General features: G+C 36.3%; 19 protein-coding genes and 1 pseudogene. 14 read left to right on the forward strand and 6 right to left on the reverse strand.

The genetic code is table 11. The features are described 5' to 3' along the window. Nucleotides 1-94 precede the first annotated feature (94 nt). The 3 genes from cotJC to DPQ31_RS04235 form a co-directional block, all read right to left on the reverse strand. Nucleotides 95-664, reverse strand: coding sequence for a spore coat protein CotJC (cotJC, locus tag DPQ31_RS04225; protein ID WP_000265275.1), 570 nt, complete (start codon nucleotides 662-664; stop codon nucleotides 95-97). A gap of 164 nt (nucleotides 665-828) precedes the next feature. After that, nucleotides 829-1,092 carry a spore coat protein CotJB gene (locus DPQ31_RS04230; RefSeq protein ID WP_000194492.1) on the reverse strand — a complete coding sequence of 88 codons (264 nt, stop codon included), beginning with the start codon at nucleotides 1,090-1,092 and terminating at the stop codon, nucleotides 829-831. Nucleotides 1,093-1,100: 8 nt separating this feature from the next. Continuing rightward, nucleotides 1,101-1,316, reverse strand: a complete 216-nt coding sequence (locus DPQ31_RS04235) for a spore coat associated protein CotJA (protein ID WP_001046260.1) — start codon at nucleotides 1,314-1,316, stop codon at nucleotides 1,101-1,103. 33 nt (nucleotides 1,317-1,349) lie between these two features. On the opposite strand from DPQ31_RS04235, the gene DPQ31_RS04240 reads away from it, so the two are divergent. Together DPQ31_RS04240 and DPQ31_RS04245 are read left to right on the forward strand one after the other, a co-directional pair. Next, nucleotides 1,350-1,778: a VOC family protein gene (locus tag DPQ31_RS04240; protein ID WP_170958090.1), complete on the forward strand. Its 429-nt coding sequence runs from the start codon at nucleotides 1,350-1,352 to the stop codon at nucleotides 1,776-1,778. Nucleotides 1,779-1,792: 14 nt separating this feature from the next. Then, the gene (locus tag DPQ31_RS04245; protein ID WP_208731572.1) at nucleotides 1,793-2,572 is read left to right on the forward strand and encodes a DUF2935 domain-containing protein; all 780 of its coding nucleotides are present in this window, start codon (nucleotides 1,793-1,795) and stop codon (nucleotides 2,570-2,572) included. Nucleotides 2,573-2,589: 17 nt separating this feature from the next. On the opposite strand, the gene DPQ31_RS04250 is transcribed toward DPQ31_RS04245, so the two are convergent. Further along, on the reverse strand, nucleotides 2,590-3,402 hold the full coding sequence (locus tag DPQ31_RS04250) for a non-homologous end joining protein Ku (protein WP_097957703.1): 813 nt from the start codon (nucleotides 3,400-3,402) through the stop codon (nucleotides 2,590-2,592). A 352-nt stretch (nucleotides 3,403-3,754) separates the two neighbouring features. Here DPQ31_RS04250 and DPQ31_RS04255 point away from each other — a divergent pair, with 352 nt between their 5' ends. The 4 genes from DPQ31_RS04255 (at nucleotide 3,755) to DPQ31_RS04270 (ending at nucleotide 5,497) form a co-directional block, all read left to right on the forward strand. Then, complete coding sequence (locus DPQ31_RS04255; RefSeq protein ID WP_097957704.1) at nucleotides 3,755-4,036, forward strand: YkvA family protein; 282 nt, start codon at nucleotides 3,755-3,757, stop codon at nucleotides 4,034-4,036. A gap of 11 nt (nucleotides 4,037-4,047) precedes the next feature. Further along, the gene (locus tag DPQ31_RS04260) at nucleotides 4,048-4,653 is read left to right on the forward strand and encodes a DedA family protein (RefSeq protein WP_000435006.1); all 606 of its coding nucleotides are present in this window, start codon (nucleotides 4,048-4,050) and stop codon (nucleotides 4,651-4,653) included. Between the two features lie 110 nt (nucleotides 4,654-4,763). After that, a complete protein-coding gene (locus DPQ31_RS04265; protein WP_001277536.1) occupies nucleotides 4,764-5,132 on the forward strand; it encodes a DUF3992 domain-containing protein in 369 nt (122 codons plus the stop codon). Between the two features lie 20 nt (nucleotides 5,133-5,152). Then, on the forward strand, nucleotides 5,153-5,497 hold the full coding sequence (locus DPQ31_RS04270) for a DUF3992 domain-containing protein (RefSeq protein ID WP_087970996.1): 345 nt from the start codon (nucleotides 5,153-5,155) through the stop codon (nucleotides 5,495-5,497). A gap of 58 nt (nucleotides 5,498-5,555) precedes the next feature. On the opposite strand, the gene DPQ31_RS04275 is transcribed toward DPQ31_RS04270, so the two are convergent. Then, nucleotides 5,556-5,981 carry an S-Ena type endospore appendage gene (locus DPQ31_RS04275; RefSeq protein WP_087970995.1) on the reverse strand — a complete coding sequence of 142 codons (426 nt, stop codon included), beginning with the start codon at nucleotides 5,979-5,981 and terminating at the stop codon, nucleotides 5,556-5,558. 353 nt (nucleotides 5,982-6,334) lie between these two features. On the opposite strand from DPQ31_RS04275, the gene DPQ31_RS04280 reads away from it, so the two are divergent. The 4 genes from DPQ31_RS04280 to DPQ31_RS04290 all read left to right on the forward strand — a co-directional run bounded on the left by DPQ31_RS04280 (nucleotide 6,335) and on the right by DPQ31_RS04290 (nucleotide 10,996). Beyond that, nucleotides 6,335-8,797: a LamG-like jellyroll fold domain-containing protein gene (locus DPQ31_RS04280; RefSeq protein WP_208731573.1), complete on the forward strand. Its 2,463-nt coding sequence runs from the start codon at nucleotides 6,335-6,337 to the stop codon at nucleotides 8,795-8,797. A 583-nt stretch (nucleotides 8,798-9,380) separates the two neighbouring features. Beyond that, entirely contained in the window at nucleotides 9,381-9,509 is a 129-nt protein-coding gene (locus tag DPQ31_RS29225) for a hypothetical protein (protein WP_261797502.1), read from the forward strand. Further along, nucleotides 9,509-10,639 carry an RNA-guided endonuclease InsQ/TnpB family protein gene (locus DPQ31_RS04285; RefSeq protein WP_208731574.1) on the forward strand — a complete coding sequence of 377 codons (1,131 nt, stop codon included), beginning with the start codon at nucleotides 9,509-9,511 and terminating at the stop codon, nucleotides 10,637-10,639. The genes DPQ31_RS29225 and DPQ31_RS04285 overlap by 1 nt, the downstream gene beginning before the upstream one ends. Nucleotides 10,640-10,792: 153 nt before the next feature. Further along, entirely contained in the window at nucleotides 10,793-10,996 is a 204-nt protein-coding gene (locus DPQ31_RS04290; protein WP_000435797.1) for a hypothetical protein, read from the forward strand. Between the two features lie 212 nt (nucleotides 10,997-11,208). Here DPQ31_RS04290 and DPQ31_RS04300 read toward each other — a convergent pair whose 3' ends face one another. Continuing rightward, complete coding sequence (locus DPQ31_RS04300; RefSeq protein WP_208731575.1) at nucleotides 11,209-12,612, reverse strand: branched-chain amino acid transporter BcaP; 1,404 nt, start codon at nucleotides 12,610-12,612, stop codon at nucleotides 11,209-11,211. A gap of 409 nt (nucleotides 12,613-13,021) precedes the next feature. Between DPQ31_RS04300 and DPQ31_RS04305 the strand changes: the two genes are divergently transcribed. The 4 genes and pseudogenes from DPQ31_RS04305 (at nucleotide 13,022) to murQ (ending at nucleotide 16,619) form a co-directional block, all read left to right on the forward strand. Further along, nucleotides 13,022-14,149: a cation:proton antiporter gene (locus DPQ31_RS04305; RefSeq protein ID WP_000899812.1), complete on the forward strand. Its 1,128-nt coding sequence runs from the start codon at nucleotides 13,022-13,024 to the stop codon at nucleotides 14,147-14,149. Nucleotides 14,150-14,272: 123 nt separating this feature from the next. Beyond that, a pseudogene (locus DPQ31_RS04310) lies at nucleotides 14,273-14,602 on the forward strand (outer surface protein). Nucleotides 14,603-14,619: 17 nt separating this feature from the next. Further along, complete coding sequence (locus DPQ31_RS04315) at nucleotides 14,620-15,483, forward strand: MurR/RpiR family transcriptional regulator (protein WP_000648150.1); 864 nt, start codon at nucleotides 14,620-14,622, stop codon at nucleotides 15,481-15,483. Between the two features lie 251 nt (nucleotides 15,484-15,734). Beyond that, complete coding sequence (murQ, locus tag DPQ31_RS04320) at nucleotides 15,735-16,619, forward strand: N-acetylmuramic acid 6-phosphate etherase (RefSeq protein ID WP_199632897.1); 885 nt, start codon at nucleotides 15,735-15,737, stop codon at nucleotides 16,617-16,619. Nucleotides 16,620-16,643: the final 24 nt, after the last annotated feature.

A 16,643-nucleotide genomic window follows, 5' to 3' on the forward strand; every position in this document is an offset into this window, starting at 1 on the left:
TGCATTAAATTGAATAAATATACTATTTATATGTTAATTAGGAAGGATTTAACTTTACATATAAAAAAACACACATATCGTTACGATATGTGTGTTAAAAGAAAATCTTTTTATCACGTTCTTCTTTTAAAATTTCAACTGCTTCTCGGAAGCGTTGTGAATGCACAATTTCTCGTTCACGTAAAAAGCGTAAGCTGTCATTTATATCTGGATCATCGGATAAGTTAATGAGCCATTGATATGTTGCGCGCGCTTTTTCTTCAGCGGCAATATCCTCGTATAGGTCGGCAATGGGATCGCCTTTTGCTTGTATATAAGTTGCGGTAAATGGAACACCAGCAGCGTTATGATAATGAAGAGCGCTATCATGGTCAACGTAGTGAGGATCAAGGCCAGCAGCTTTCATCTGTTCAGGAGTTGCATCTTTTGTCAGTTTATAAACCATCGTAGCGATCATTTCAAGATGCGCAAATTCTTCTGTACCGATATCAGTAAGTAGGCCAATGACTTTATCAGGAATTGTATACCGTTGATTTAAGTAACGTAGTGCAGCAGCTAATTCTCCATCTGCACCACCGTATTGCTCAATTAATAATTTTGCAAGTGCTGGATTGCAGGTTCCTACTTTAACAGGGTATTGTAATTTTTTTTCATAAATCCACATAGTTTCTCTCCTTTATCCTGCGTTAACGGGTGGTAAGGCTCCCATCTCAAAATTAGGTTGAAACAAAGAAGTTAGGTGGGAGATCGCTTGCCCGTAAACGCCCGATTGGTTTAACTAATAATGAGCGGGAGATGAACAAAGCTCCCACCGATTAAAGTTTTACTTTATATTTGCCATGGCCAAGGACCTTTGCTCCATTCCCATGGAGCGTTAGAATAACTATTTCCAAACTGCTGAAGTGGTCCGTATTTTTCTTCCATCTTTTGTTTTAATACCCTTCGTTTATAGGAGAAGTCATTAAATTGATTAATCGCAGCAGTGTCATCTGGATGTGTATCTAAATAAAGAGTTAGTTCAACTAGTACAAAGTCTAGTTCTTGAAGCTCCAGTAAAAGTTGATAATATTCTTCTGGTAGCGATTGAGTCACGTCAGTAGTCACCGCCCTTTTTTATAAGGATTTTCATAATAGTCATAAAAAACAGGCCATAAAGTTCCTTTTTGTAATGCCTCTTTTGGTGTGAATTGCGGTAAATTTGGCGGTTGAAAACCTAAAAATAAATTAGGAGGAGTAGAATAATATTTTTTTCCGATAGGAGGACAAGGATCTTGAGGGCTATGGTATGGCACGAATGATCTCATATATTTATTCATGAATAAACCTCCTTAACTCTTCATCACTACGTATTGTATTCAGACATAATAGGCATTTATGACACATATAAAAAAGTAATAGGTACGGGGGGAATGAATGTGGAGACTGTGAAACAATTCATTGTATTGGAAGTGAAAAACTTAAAGGAAACTTTGTATTTTTATGAAGGGATTTTAGGAATCAAGCCTAGTTTAGAAAGACCCCAATTAGATGTAACAGGGGTTTGGTATGATGCTGATTCAATGAGAGTTAGTTTTGTAATGAATCGTAGTTTGGGTGGGCGTGAGAAGAGTGTTACGGATGCGGTTGATGTTCTAATGTTTTCAATTTCTAACATAGAGAACTTAAAGAAGAGGTTAGTGTTTTATAAAATTGCATATACAGAAAACAAAAGTGAGAAGAGTATTGTAGTACAAGACCCAGATGGATATAAACTTCAAGTGATAGAGAAGGACGAATAAACGGAGGGGATTTAGTGGAGAGGAATTATGAAGAAAGTGCATTGTTTGAGCATCAATTTTGGCTAAAGGTGCTTACTGATCATTCGCAGTTTTTACTTGATGCATTAGCTCCGAAGGAAAAAGAGGATATAAAAAAGGCCACTTATTTTCTTGAAACATTTACGAATCTGTTAAATAAAGTTCGTAATGTGAATCTCATTGCATTTTCAAAAGAGGCAGAACGAGCCGCTAAGGAGATTCGGACGTTTAAATTAAATATTATACAGAAACAGTTGGAGGGGAAAATTACTATTCATTTTACGCCAACTTTTATTAATCATATGGTAAATGAAGTAGAAGAGTATATAACGGTGTTAGAGTTTTTAAAGAAAGGAGAAGTTCCGCCTGTTTTTCATGAACTGCATTACCATCTTGTTTGGTTAACGGATGCGGCTGGTCATGCGGGCTCTATTTCTGGTGGGTTAGATCTTGTTGAAAAAAGATTAAAAGAGAAAAGCGAAGAATTTACGAAGCATTTTGAACAATTTTACTTAAAGGCAGTTGAAATGACGGGGTATTTAAGAACAGAGCTTCATCATTTTCCCGCATTAAAGAAGTTTACAAAAGATGTTTCACTTGAATTGAAATTATTTTCACATTTTCTCCATGAGGTTGAAGAGCTGGAGTTATCGAATGAAATATTAAGCGCATTATCAGCGAGAATGGCAGATCATATGGCAAGAGAGGAATGTTATTATTTATTAAAATTAGCCCAATCATCTGGACTCGAAATGCCGAAATGTAATCCGCTTTAAAGAAAAAGAGGTCAATTTTATTTGGCCTCTTTTTCTGTTTTATTGTCTCTTTTTATTTTTGCTTGCTCAATACTTGCCTGTAATGTCTCCATAATATTGATGATGTTTGGAGCTGGGGAGATTGTTTCAGTTTTTTCCTGTTGTTCAATTTTGTTTTCGATTAATTCGGTAAGAGCTTCTTTATACTCGTCTGTAAATAGCTCTTGTTCGAAAGGATTTGTAAGATGATGAATTAAATTGATTGCCGCGGTGAGTTCTTGTTTTTGAATAGGATGATCTTCGTTACTTGGTAAATTAGGTGTAGTTGTTATATTGCGAATTTCATTAGGGTAATGAATGGTTTGTAACATAAGCCCATCTTCAAAGCTACGGATAATAGCTAAGTGTTGTTTTTTTCTGATAGAAATATGAATAAGACCAAGTTTATTCGTACGTTCAAGAGCTTCTTTTAATAATAAATATGACTTTTCGTGTCCCGGCGTAGGGCCTATAAAATAAGAACGGTCATAGAGAACAGAATCAATTTCGCTATTTTGGACAAAAGATATAATACGAATGGACCGTGGCTCATGAACTTTTTGCAGCTCAGCTAATTCTTTTTCATCAATAATGATGTATTTATGAGGTGCATATTCATAGGCTTTTACAATATCTTTATCATCGATTTCTTCATCCGTACAATCAGGAGCAAACTTTTTATATTTAATAGGTGTTAGGCATTCTTTATGGAGACTTAAAAATTTTATATCGTTTTCTTCTACGGCACTATATAGTTTGATTCCTATATTTAATAGCCCAAGTGAAAGTGCACCTTTCCATACGGTATGCATATGAAATTTCTCCTTTCATTTAAAAAAATAAGTATGTTTATTATGAGATAGTAAGAAATTTCATATACGTTTTTTATTTTTAGTCAAGGGTAAGCTAGATAGTTCGAGTCATAAAATGTATTGACAAGCCCTCTAAAATATTTTAATGTGATTGTATAAAATTGTGTATATAAAGGGGAGTAACTTATCACAGTAAAGTCGTCATTACAGGGAGAAACCCTCGGCTTTATTGGCAACGTTTCGTTGTTAGTGAGACCTTTACCAGCAATGGTACAGGCCCCTTATTGTCTTTTTTAGGACCCTTACCATATTTGGTAGGGGCCTTTTTGTATACAAAGAGAGGAGATAAAAAATGAAAAAACTTATTAGTAGATTAAGAGTTGTATTTCGTGTCCGCAAGTTTGTTCCATTCCTATTTGACTTTTTCACTTCAAAAGAGGTTTCAATAAAGAAGAAAATTTTATCTGTTGCTTTTTTAGTTGGTTATGTGGCGATGCCGCTTGATTTAATTCCAGACTTCCTGCCGTTTATCGGTATTTTAGATGATATTGGAATTGTGTTATTCATTTTGAATCGAATTGTAAAAATGGCACCAGTGCAATTACAAGAAAAGCATAATGTAAATATTGGATAGGAGTTAAAAGAATGGAGCAAATTATTTTAGATATAATCGAGTTTTTAAAGCAGTTTTCTTATTTTGGAGTTGTGTTAGCATTAACGTTTGAATTTATTCCAGCAGAAGTAGTTTTACCCATGGTTGGATATTGGGTGTACGAGGGAGATATGAATTTTTGGCTAGCTGTATTAGCTGGAACGCTTGGTGGAACGACAGGACCATTAACGTTATATGCACTCGGTTATTACGGTGGTCGTCCTCTATTAATAAAATACGGAAAATACTTCTTCATTAAAGAAGAACAAATTCAAAAGGCAGATGATTTCTTTGAGAAATACGGACCGGTTGTAGCATTTGTTGGACGCTTCGTTCCAGGAGTTCGAACACTTATTTCCGTTCCATGTGGTATGGCGAAAATGAACATATGGAAATTTAGCATATATACATTTGTAGCGATGTTCCCGTTAACGGCTTTGTATATATATGTAGGAATGAAATTAGGTCCGCATTGGGAAAAAGCAGCGGATGTTGTTGGACAATATATGCTACCGATATTAGGAGGCGTTCTTCTTATCGTGGCTAGTATCTTTATCTATAAATTTATGAAAAAACGAAACAAAACGGAATCTATCTAGTTATTAGCACTGAGTTTTGAATAATTTTTGAAAATGGATGAATAGTACAGGCAAAAGACTCTAAAGGACATACACATATAGGGAATATAAAAGAGAGAGGGGAAACAACTATGTCTTGTGAGTGCTCAGGGTCCGCGTTAACTTGCTGTCCAGATAAAAATTATGTGCAAGATAAAGTGTGTAGTCCGTGGTCTGCTACTGTAGTTGCAACAGCAATTGATAATGTTCTCTATACAAATAATATTAATCAAAATGTAATTGGTACTGGCTTTGTGAAATATGATGTTGGACCAGGTCCAATCACTGTAGAAGCACTTGATTCTGCTGGGGCTACAATTGATACACAAACATTAAACCCAGGAACGAGTATTGCTTTTACGTATCGCCGCTTTGATAGTATACAAGTTGTGTTACCGGCAACACCTGCTGGAACGTATCAGGGAGAGTTTTGTATTACAACACGTTATCCACTTTCATAGCAGAATAGGAGAGGATCAAAATGGGAATGAGAAGTTCCAGTTTGTCTTGTTGTTCTAATAAAACGCTTGTACAAGATCAAGTATGTACAGACTGGTCTATTACAGGTGCTGGTACTCAAATTGTATATACGAATAATATTACGCAAGAAGTGTATGGTTCAGGTTATGTGAAATATGATGTAGGTGCAAATCCAATTACAGTTGATTTTTTAGTAGGTGCTACAGTAGTTGATACGATTACTGTTCAACCGCAAAGTAGCGGTACTTTCACTGTACGATATTTTACTACAATTCGAATTACTACGACAGGAACAACTGTTAATCAAGGAGAGTTTTGTATTACAGTACGTTATCCGGTTTCATAAAAAAAGCATACCGTAAAGGGTATGTTTTTTTTATTGAGGAAGTAATGAAATTGGTATTCTATAAGCAACATGTAAATTGGCAACAGTACTTGCCTTCTAAATATAGTGAAGAATTACTTTGTATATTAATAATACTAACGGATATTAAATCTTTACCTGTGTAAGATATTGTATTGCCAGGAAACACAGTGAAAATATTAGTTACTGCTCCAACGATTTGAATTGTACTTGCTTCAGTGCTGCTAGTACTATTGTAAACCGAGACAGTACCTGATATAAGGAGTATCCCATCACTTTTCCATAGTATCATTGATCGTAATGCATCTTTGGCAGAGGGAATGGTGTTATTAGTTATGAGGAAATTCCCTGCAAATTCATTTGTTACTAGCTCGCAACTTGGATTTGGAGGAGGGGGCGGTGGACAAGGGTCTGGACAAATGATAGATAAAGGAGCGAAACAGCCAATATTTTTTTTATTCTTCAATACAACCCCTCCTTTTTAAGTTGTCTTTTACTACTATTAAATGTAGAAGCATGGCCGATGTGTTAAGAAAAGAAGAAAATGTTAAAAATTAAGATTGTCTAATAGGCTTACATCTTAACGTATCATTCATGTTATAGAAAAGAGTATATGTGAATAGACATGGGAAAAGAATGATCAGAATCTTTTAGACAAAAGGTGGTTGTATACAATAGTACGAGGAATGTGGGACTTAATTTATAATTAACTGTATATTTACAAAAATCTAATAAAATTCATTTGTGATTTAAACGACATTAATATGCTTTAGATAAAATAGCCCTTGTAATGAATCAATTATTATGAGGAGGATTCACGTGGACAGAATTGCTTTAAGAAAAGTAAAAGGTCTTATTGGATTATTAATGATTTTTGTATTGGCGTTTGTATCATTTCCATGGAGTACATCAGTCAAAGCGGAAGAGAAGAAACAAGAAAAGATGCAGAGTGAGAAGAAGTTAGTTTTTCCAGTTGTAAGTGATGTACATATTAAAAACAGTGGAACGGATGATACGTTTCGCTGGAAAAGAGCGATTGAACAGTTTAATACACTTGCTCCAAAACAAGATGCATTTGTAATTGTAGGAGATTTTACTGATTCAGGATCGGTACAACAATATGATCGCTTCATGCAAGTGTATAATGAAAATGCAAATAAAGATGCGGTACGAATGAATTCTCTCGGTAATCATGATTATTGGAACGGCTTATCTGTAGATGGAGCGCAGAAGCGTTTCTTAGAAAAAACAGGAATGGAATCGATTTATTATCATAAAGTGGTGAAAGGGTATCACTTCCTTGTTATGTCTCCGGAAGATGGGACAACTCATGGATATTATTCAGACAAGCAAATTAACTGGTTAAAAGAAGAAATGGCAAAAGCGCAAAAGGATGATCCAGAAAAGCCGATTTTCGTATTTTTACATCAACATATTAAAGATACAGTATACGGTAGCCAAGAGTGGGGAACGAAAGATAGTACGAAAATTAATGCAGTATTAAAAGAATACCCACAAGTCATTACGTTTTCAGGTCATTCTCATTATCCGTTAGATGATCCAAGATCAATTCATCAAAAAGACTTTACGTCTGTTGGTACATCTTCTGTAAGTTATATGGAAGTTGAAGGCGGTAAAGTACAAGGAAATATCCCGCCAGGAGCTAGTACGTTAAGCCAAGGTTTATTAGTAGAAGTAGATGATGAAGAGGTAACGATTAACCGTCGTGATTTCCATACGAATGCTTGGACGGGTGAGCCTTGGAAAATTAAATTGCCAGCAAAGAAAGAAACATTTACACATGTAGAAAATCGTGATAAAGAAAAGCCATACTTCGCTAAGGATGCAAAGCTTGCTGTATCAAATGTAACAGAAAACGCAGCAACAGTAACATTCCCGCAAGCATTGGATAACCTTCTTGTTCATTCTTATCGTGTACAAGCGAAGGATAAACAAACAGGTGAGATTAAAAATAAGTTATTAGCATTCTCAGAGTTTTACCGTGACCCAGTGCCGAAAGACCTTACATTTACGCTTGCAGGGTTAGATGGTGGGAAAACATACCTACTTGAAGTCGTCGCAATTGATTCATTTGGCAATGAAAGTGTGCAGCCGTTAACGGCAGAAATTACTACGAAAAAAGATAATATCGATCCGAATGTAAAAGTGCCAAAGGCTGATGTTTTCGATGTGAACTTTGCAGATGGTACATTTAAAGACAATTCACCATTTGGTACAAAAGGTGATGTGAAGGGCAATGTGACTATTGAATATGAGAAAACATTGAAAAAGAGTGTTATGAAGTTAAACGGAAAAGCAAATACATTTGGGTATCTTCCGTTTTCAGCAGCCCAAAAAGAAAAAGTAGCAAATGCATTTACGTTAGAAACTGTATTTTCAATGAATGAAATTCGTGGACAAGGTATTTTGCAAAATACAGAGAGTGGTGGAATTGGTTTTGAATCTACAGGAAGTGGAAATGTTGAATTGTGGGCTCATATTGGTGGTAGTTATAAACGTGTTGGCGTTCAGTTAGAAGCGAACAAAACATATCATTTAACAGGAACGTATAACGGAAATGAAGTAGCCATTTATGTAGATGGTAAAAAAGTAAATAGCCAACCAGCTCAAGGAAAAGTGTATCACCCGAACGTACCGTTTGCATTTGGAGCTGATCCAGATAGCAATGGAAATGGTGGCATTCCGTTAAATGGTCAAATTGCGCTAGCAAAATTATATAGTAAAGCATTAAGTTCTTCAGAAGTATTAGCAGCGTACAATGAGTTTTTTAATCGTACGAAGTTAGAGCAAGTAAACGCGTTATATGAAGAGCTAGGAAAAGCAAAAGCAGTGTTAGCTGGTACGTATGAATTTGGTGATAAGCCAGGTCAATACTCAAAGGAAGCATTTCAAGAACTAGAGAAAAGCTATAACACTGCAAAGCAAGCGTTTGAAAATATCGGAAGTACTGGGGAACAAATTATTCAAATGTATAACGAATTAAAAACAGCTAATGTAACATTTGTACAATCAAAAGTGGCAGAAGAACAACCAAAAACACCGAAAGAAAAATTACAAATCAACATTGAAAAGGCTAAAGCTGTCGTAAAGAAAGCGCAAGCTGCAAATGTAACGGACGGTTCAGTGAAATCATTACAGCAAAAAATTACAGTTGCAGAAGCTGTATTAAAAGATGCGAAAGTGAAAGACGAACAGGTAGAAACGATGAATCGTACGATAGAGTACGCGATTTCACTTGTTGAAAAAAGCATGAACAAATAAGAGGGAAGGAAAAGAAGCTTATCATGATAGGCTTCTTTTTTGCTATACTAAAAGTAGTATAGAAAAAGGGTAATTAACTGTTACGATTTATTTAACCAATTATAACGAAAGTTAATTAAATATATCAGTAAGCCCTGCTAGTCAAGTGATTGGCTAGTAGTGAGGGTTTACTGCGGGCAATCCCTAAAGCTGATTGAACTACAACGTGGCTAGAAATGGCGAGCGTGAATGTCGCGAAAGCAGAAAAAATCAATCAGATGGTGCAAGGTTAAACCCTAAACACTAGAACAATGGGTCTTCCGCCTCGAATCATCTAAGTCAAAAGTGATAAGATGAACGTTCAACGACTATCTCGTATAACTGACGAGAGTACATCACAAGCCTATGGTGGTGGAAAAATCCTCTATCTCTAAAGAGATAAACATATAGTCTGCGCTCATGTGAAAACATGAGAAGTTCATAAGAGAACTGGCTAAGGAATTGCGCCCTTAGTTGAACGAGATACATTTAATTAAATCTATTAAGTCTCATTGAATCTACCGAACACATGTGCTATGGTAGGTTCAATGAGGTAAGAATAATAATGAAATTTTCACGAGTTAGTCAAGTATCAGAATTAACAGGTTTGCATCCGAGTAGTCTTACGAGAATGCTGGTGGAACACGCTACTATTCAGAAGAACAAATCTTTCGTTAAAGGAGTTACATTCTGATGATATTGGCGAAGAAAGTCAGACTAATTCCAACGCCTGAACAAGAAAAAGTGCTTAGAAACCATGCTGGCGCTGCAAGATTCGCTTATAACTATTGTAAAAGAATGAGTGATAGATACTATAAGCTATTTGGAAAATCTGTTTCACAGTTAGCTTTACAGAAACGATTTACAAAGATCAAGAAGCGAAAGAGATATGAGTGGTTAAAAGACATCAATGCACAAGTTCCCAAACAGGCTTCAAAAGATTTTGATACGGCGAGAAAAAATTCGTTCAAAAAGTACAAAAATGGTTATCACACTTCTTATAAATCCAAAAAAGATTTAATTCAAGGATTTTATGCCAATTATGAAAGACTGGTTATAGGAAAGAAAGTAGTTCATATTCAGTCTATTGGAGAAGTGAAAACAAGCCAACAACTACCAAGAAATAAAAAACCATCCAATCCAAGAGTTACCTTTGACGGTCGTCACTGGTGGATGAGTGTAGGGTTCCAAGAAGACTTTGAATCACAAGAACTAACCGATGAGTCGATTGGTGTGGATGTTGGTTTAAAAGAGCTTTTTGTAGCTTCTAATGGTATGAAAGAACGAAATATAAACAAAGATGCTAAGGTTAAAAAACTTTTGAAAAGGAAAAAGTCAGCACAAAGAGATATGTCGAAGAGATTTAAAAAAGGTGTAAAAATTCAATCTGCCGGATATGAAAAAGCGAAAGCTGAGCACCTGCGGTTATCTAGGAAAATTACGAATATCCGAAATAACCATATCCATCAAGCAACAGCTAAATTGGTGAAAACCAAACCAATGAGGATTGTTGTGGAAGACTTATCTATCTCAAACCTGTTAAAAAACAAAAAACTATCGAAAGCATTTTCATTTCAAAAATTACACTTCTTCTTTCAATGTCTGTCATACAAGTGCGAGAAGTACGGCACTGAGTATGTAAAAGCTGATAAATGGTTCGCTTCAAGCAAGATTTGCTCATGTTGCGGCGTAAAATACGACCATATAGTTCAACCAGAAGGACAGTGGAGTTTAAAAATACGTGAGTGGTGTTGTGCTTCATGCAATAGCCATCACGATAGGGATGTAAATGCTTCGATAAATCTATCAAGATGGGTAAAATAAATGCTTGATAATAGGAGGTAACGATACTGCCTCGTGTGGAGTGTTATACCCCTCGTCCCTTCGGGGTTGCGAGAACACGATGAAGCACTAACTTGTGTAAATTTGATTGAATTGTATAGATTTAGTTAAGTTTATCGTATCGGAGCGAATAATTTGGAACAGAAAAAGCTAAAAAGAATTCTTGAATATGTATGGATCGCGGTTGTGCTCCTTGTAGGATATTATTTCTTAAAAGAGAAAAGTATTTGGGTTTTATTTTTAATGACTTTCTTATTAGCAGGACTAGGAACGTTATTTATTAACTTTTTCTTTGATAGTTTGAATGCCTGGAAGAATAAAAAGAAGGGAACGAAGTAAAGGAGGGAATATATGCAAAAGTGGAAGCTCATATATCAGGTGATTATTTTCCTATTGCTTGTGGGTATTGGAATGGTTAAATACTCGACACCAAGAGGAAATTAGGCATGGTTTACAGCTTGCATTGGCATATTCATCATTTTACAATCGTTGACGAAAAAAAATAATAAGATATGAAGGTAGCTCGCCGTTTTTATCGGCGAGCTACTTTATTATGCCTTTTTCTCTTCATCATTTGTTTTTTCAATAGCTAAATGACTATGTTTTCTAGAGTAGAAGAAATAGAAGCATAAGCCGACTATAAGCCAAACTGCAAAGCTAATCCATGTTGTTTTAGACAAATTGATCATTAAATATAAGCAACAAAGGATTGCGACAACTGGTAGTACAGGTACGAATGGAGTACGGAATCCGCGTTTTAAGTCAGGATGTGTTTTTCGTAAAATAAGTACAGCACAGCAAACGAATGTGAAGGCTGTTAACGTACCGATGTTTACTAAATTCGCGAGTAAATGTAGGTCTAAAAGTCCTGCTAATAAAGCAGCAACAACGCCAGTAATCCACGTATTTAATAAAGGGATCTTCACTTTTTTATTTACGCGTGCTAACGCTTTTGGAAGTAAACCGTCGCGGCTCATCGCATATGAAACACGAACTTGTCCATACATAACGACTAAGAGAACGGTTGTCATTCCAGTCATCGCACCAACAGCGAGTAATCCTGCAATTGTATCTTCACCAACGAAATGCAATGCAAATGCAACTGGATCAGAAACATCTAATTGTGTATAAGGAACCATGCCTGTTAAAACGAAAGATACAATCATGTATAAAACAGTACAAATAAGAAGGGAACCGATAATGCCAATTGGTAAATCACGCTGTGGTTTTTTCGTTTCTTCTGCAGCGGTTGCGATTGCATCAAACCCTAAAAAGGCGAAGAATACAGTGGCAGCTCCAGTAATAATACCATCGTATCCGAATGGAATGAACGGTGTCCAATTTTCAGGCTTTACATATTTTGCGCCTGCAACGATAAAGGCAATGATAACAGCTAGTTTAATAAGAACCATAATATTATTAATGCGTGCACTTTCACGTATACCAAAACTTAAAAGGCCAGTAATAAGAAGTAAAATACAGACAGCTGGTAAATCGATGATACCACCTTTTCCAACACCGGGGGCCGAGGCGATTATGGCGGGAAGGTGTATGTTAAATCCTTGTAGTAAAGATTGTAAATAACCAGACCACCCAACAGCTACAGCTGCAACGGCAAGTAAATATTCAAGCATTAAACACCATCCGACGATGAAGGCGACGACTTCTCCGACTGTCATATATGCGTAAGTATACACACTTCCTGAGACAGGTATAGAAGAAGCAAATTCAGCATAACAAAAGGCTACACAAGCACAAGTAAATGCAGCGATAAGAAATGATAGCATAATACCAGGACCAGAATGTTTTGCTGCAACAATACCTGTTAATACAAAGATCCCTGTCCCAATTACGGCGCCGATTCCTAAGAACGTTAAATCGAGTGCAGTTAATGTTCTATCTAGTTGCTTTGGTGATTCAGTACTGAGCGCTTTTTTTCGTAATAATGACTTCATTTTGGACTCTCCCCCCGTTTTTCATTTCCATAACTGCGAATATAGTATGAGCCCATTAGAAAAGAGTACGTAAGTAAATGGAGGTACAGTTATGGTATGTAGTTTTTTAAAGTTTCTGGATTAACTTTATTATAATTCAGAATATTTTGTCAAATAAAAATTTAACAAATAAAATCCGGATGAATAGGGGAAACTATGTGCGGAAATGGATGCGGGTTAACAAATAGATTTATTTTATCCCACATTAACGGGCAGTAAAACTCCCACCTCAAAATTCGGCTGGAGCAAAGAAGTTAGGTGGGGGTCGGGCTGCCCGTAAACGCCCGATTGGTGAGGGCTCATAATCAGTGGGGGATGAACAAAACCCCCACTGATTAAAGTTTCACTTTATATAGTAGGAGAAGATGCTATGTTATTTTATTTTGAACTTGTCGTCATTTTACTTTGTACGAAATTAGCTGGTGATATTAGCGTTAGACTCGGTCAGCCTTCTGTACTTGGTAAATTACTTGTTGGTATTATTATCGGTCCTGCGGTGCTAGGTATTATTAATAGTTCAGAACTTATTGATGAGCTTAGTGAAATTGGTGTTTTGCTACTTATGTTTATGGCGGGACTTGAAACAGATTTAGAAGAGTTAAATCGGAATTTGAAATCGTCGTTTGCAGTAGCGGCTGGTGGAATTATTTTTCCTTTCATCGGTGGATATGTGACAGGACTGTTGTTTGGATTAATGCAATCTCACGCCATTTTTTTAGGATTATTACTTTGTGCAACATCGGTTAGTATTACAGTGCAAACGCTAAGAGATTTAGGGAAGATGAATACGAGAGAAAGTACAACGATTTTAGGTGCTGCCGTATTTGATGATGTAATTGTCGTTATTTTATTAGCGTTTGTTATGAGCTTCTTAGGAACGCAAGATGTGAATATAACACTTGTCATTGTAAAGAAAATTGTTTTCTTTGTAAGTATTGTTTTTATCGCATGGAAAGTCGTTCCTTGGATTATGAAAATGCTTGTGCCGCTTCGCGTAACAGAAGCTTTAATTAGCGCGGCTCTTATTATTTGTTTCTCTTTTTCGTATTACAGTGAAATGATGGGAATTGCAGGTATTATTGGAGCATTTGCAGCAGGAATTGCCATTTCTCAAACGGAGTATAAGCATGAAGTGGAACATAAAATTGAACCGATTGCTTATGCGATATTTGTACCAGTGTTCTTCGTAAGTATCGGAATGGAAATTACATTTCAAGGAATCGGGAGTCAGCTTTGGTTCATTATCATTATGACGCTCGTTGCGATTTTCACAAAGTTAATCGGATCAGGTTTAGGAGCAAGACTGACAGGATTCAACCTCCAATCTTCTATTAGTATTGGTGCAGGGATGGTGTCACGCGGAGAAGTAGCGCTGATTATCGCAGCAAATGGACTGACGGCGAATTTATTAGCGAAAGAAAATTTCACAGCGATTGTTATTGTTGTTATATTGACAACGATTATTACGCCGCCACTTTTAAAGAAGTATTTTGTATAGAGGGAAAGAGCTTATCTAACGTAGGTAAGCTCTTTTTATTTCAAAAAGCAATGGGCATGTAGCATGAGTGGTTTGTAATTATGGTAAAATCTATGTATATGATGTGGACGAGGAGAGGGATGTTTGAAGATTACGAAGGGGAAGGTTATAGGCGTAATCATACTTATTGCACTATGTATACCATTTACCGCATGGAAAGAATCAAAAAGTGAAATATTTTCCAGTTTCTATTTTTTCTTCCTATGTAGAAGATGAAAACCGAAAGGCTATAAGTACACTGCTTTTGTACCTGACTTTGCAATTTGGATATATGGATGGGAAAAACAGAGATCTGAAGGTGAAATAACGTCATATAAAAAAGGGGATCGAACTGTAATTGTTCATCATCCACCTGGTAATGATGGTTTTTATCTATATGATACAAATGATATTAGAGAATATACGCAACCGTAAGAAGTGGAGGTTAAATAGTGAAAGCTTCAACATTACTATTTAAAATTGAAAATAATATGGATCAATTTTCACCAGCTGAAAAGAAGGTTGCCATGTACATAATGGAGAACGCAGAGATTGTTCCAAATTTAACGACAAAAGAAGTGTCTACAAATGCGGGATCGAGTGAGGCGAGTGTTGTACGTTTTTGTAAAACAATCGGTATTGGAAGCTTTAAAGCATTTAAGATAGCGCTTGTTCGTGAATTAACGATTGCTGATTATAATATTAACGATTTTTCAGTAATGAATAAGGAAGATGGACCGTACGATTTGTTTAATAAAGTTACGTATGTGAATAAAGCTGCAATTGAGGCAAGTGTTACGGCGATAGATAAGAAGGAACTTGAGAAAGCTGCAGATCGTATTGTAAATGCGGATAAGATCTTATTTTACGGCGTAGGTGGGTCAGCGACACCGGCGATGGATGGGGCGTATAAATTTACACGGCTCGGATTTACAGCGATGATGCTATCTGATTTTCATATGATGTTGCCGCTTGTGACGAATTTAAAAGAAGGCGATATATTTGTGGCAATTTCAACATCTGGGCGAACGAAAGATGTGCTTGAAATGGCGCAATATGCAAAGAGACAAGGTGCAACTGTTATCGGAATTACAAAACTTGACCAATCATCACCTTTATATAAAGAAGCGGACATTCGCCTTTGTATGCCGGATGTAGAGCAAGATCATCGTATTGCGAGTATTGCTTCGAGAATGACGCAACTGAATATGATTGATGCTTTATATGTGATTACTTTTAATCGAATTGGCAATAAAGTGCTGGATCAATTTATGGAGACGCGAGAAGAAGCTTTGCGGTTACGGAAGTTAAAGTAGAAGAAAAGATGAGGGGACTCATCTTTTTTTATCCCGCTATTTGCCGGGCAGTAAGCCCCCTCCCTCAAAATTCAGTGGAAGCAAAGAAAGTTAGGTGGGGGTCGGGCTGATTAAAGTTTCACTTTATTATCTTTGACAAAAATATGTCATGTTGTGAAATTTTATTTCATAAAATAAGAAAGAGTTATTGATTTTTAGTTTCTTAAAGTTATAATAAAAGTGTGAAATATAATTTCAAAGAGGGTGGCAATATGTTAGAAAATTTATCGACAGAACACCGTAATGAGAAAACGACGAATCTAGATGAGATGAGTATAAAAGAAGTGTTACAAAGTATGAATGAAGAAGATCGAACTGTTGCGTTAGCAGTTGAAAAAGAAATAGAACACATTGAAAAGGTCGTACAGACTGTTATTAAATCTTTTGAAGAAGAGGGCCGATTAATTTATATTGGGGCTGGTACGAGTGGCCGTTTAGGTATTTTAGATGCGGTTGAATGCCCACCAACATTTGGAACAGATGATAAAATGGTGCAAGGATTTATAGCAGGTGGATTGAAAGCGCTTACTAAGGCGGTGGAAGGTGCCGAAGATCGCGAAGAATTAGCAGAAGAAGATTTGAAAAGTATTGGCTTAAACGAGAAAGATACAGTGATTGGTATTGCGGCAAGTGGTAGAACCCCTTACGTAATTGGCGGATTGAAATACGCACATAGTGTGGGAGCAAGTACGGCGAGTATTTCTTGTAATAAAAATGCTGAAATAAGTAAGTATGCAAAACTCAATGTAGAAGTAGAGACAGGTGCAGAAATATTAACAGGCTCAACACGTTTGAAGGCTGGTACAGCGCAAAAATTAGTGCTCAATATGATTTCAACAGCGTCAATGATTGGTGTAGGAAAAGTATATAAAAACTTAATGGTAGATGTTCAATCTACGAATGAAAAGTTAGTAGAACGATCAAAACGAATTATTGTGGAAGCAACAGGAGTTAGTTATGAAGTAGCGGCAGAGTATTACGAAAAAGCAAATCGTAATGTGAAAGTTGCTATCGTTATGGTATTACTACAGTGTGAGTATGGGGAAGCACTAGAAAAACTAAAAGAAGCGAAAGGCTTTGTGAAGAAAGCATTATAAAGTGAAACGATAAGAATAGGGAGG

It is taken from the genome of Bacillus sp. COPE52 (assembly GCF_003355115.1).
In the GTDB taxonomy this organism is placed as follows: domain Bacteria; phylum Bacillota; class Bacilli; order Bacillales; family Bacillaceae_G; genus Bacillus_A; species Bacillus_A toyonensis.

Bases quoted from the DNA above. Each gene is read 5' to 3' on its own strand.
- cotJC (WP_000265275.1), bottom strand. From the start codon at position 664: ATGTGGATTTATGAAAAAAAATTACAATACCCTGTTAAAGTAGGAACC.
- DPQ31_RS04235 (WP_001046260.1), bottom strand. From the start codon at position 1,316: ATGAATAAATATATGAGATCATTCGTGCCATACCATAGCCCTCAAGAT.
- DPQ31_RS04250 (WP_097957703.1), bottom strand. From the start codon at position 3,402: ATGCATACCGTATGGAAAGGTGCACTTTCACTTGGGCTATTAAATATA.
- DPQ31_RS04255 (WP_097957704.1), top strand. From the start codon at position 3,755: ATGAAAAAACTTATTAGTAGATTAAGAGTTGTATTTCGTGTCCGCAAG.
- DPQ31_RS04260 (WP_000435006.1), top strand. From the start codon at position 4,048: ATGGAGCAAATTATTTTAGATATAATCGAGTTTTTAAAGCAGTTTTCT.
- DPQ31_RS04265 (WP_001277536.1), top strand. From the start codon at position 4,764: ATGTCTTGTGAGTGCTCAGGGTCCGCGTTAACTTGCTGTCCAGATAAA.
- DPQ31_RS04270 (WP_087970996.1), top strand. From the start codon at position 5,153: ATGGGAATGAGAAGTTCCAGTTTGTCTTGTTGTTCTAATAAAACGCTT.
- DPQ31_RS29225 (WP_261797502.1), top strand. From the start codon at position 9,381: ATGAAATTTTCACGAGTTAGTCAAGTATCAGAATTAACAGGTTTGCAT.
- DPQ31_RS04285 (WP_208731574.1), top strand. From the start codon at position 9,509: ATGATATTGGCGAAGAAAGTCAGACTAATTCCAACGCCTGAACAAGAA.
- DPQ31_RS04300 (WP_208731575.1), bottom strand. From the start codon at position 12,612: ATGAAGTCATTATTACGAAAAAAAGCGCTCAGTACTGAATCACCAAAG.
- DPQ31_RS04305 (WP_000899812.1), top strand. From the start codon at position 13,022: ATGTTATTTTATTTTGAACTTGTCGTCATTTTACTTTGTACGAAATTA.
- murQ (WP_199632897.1), top strand. From the start codon at position 15,735: ATGTTAGAAAATTTATCGACAGAACACCGTAATGAGAAAACGACGAAT.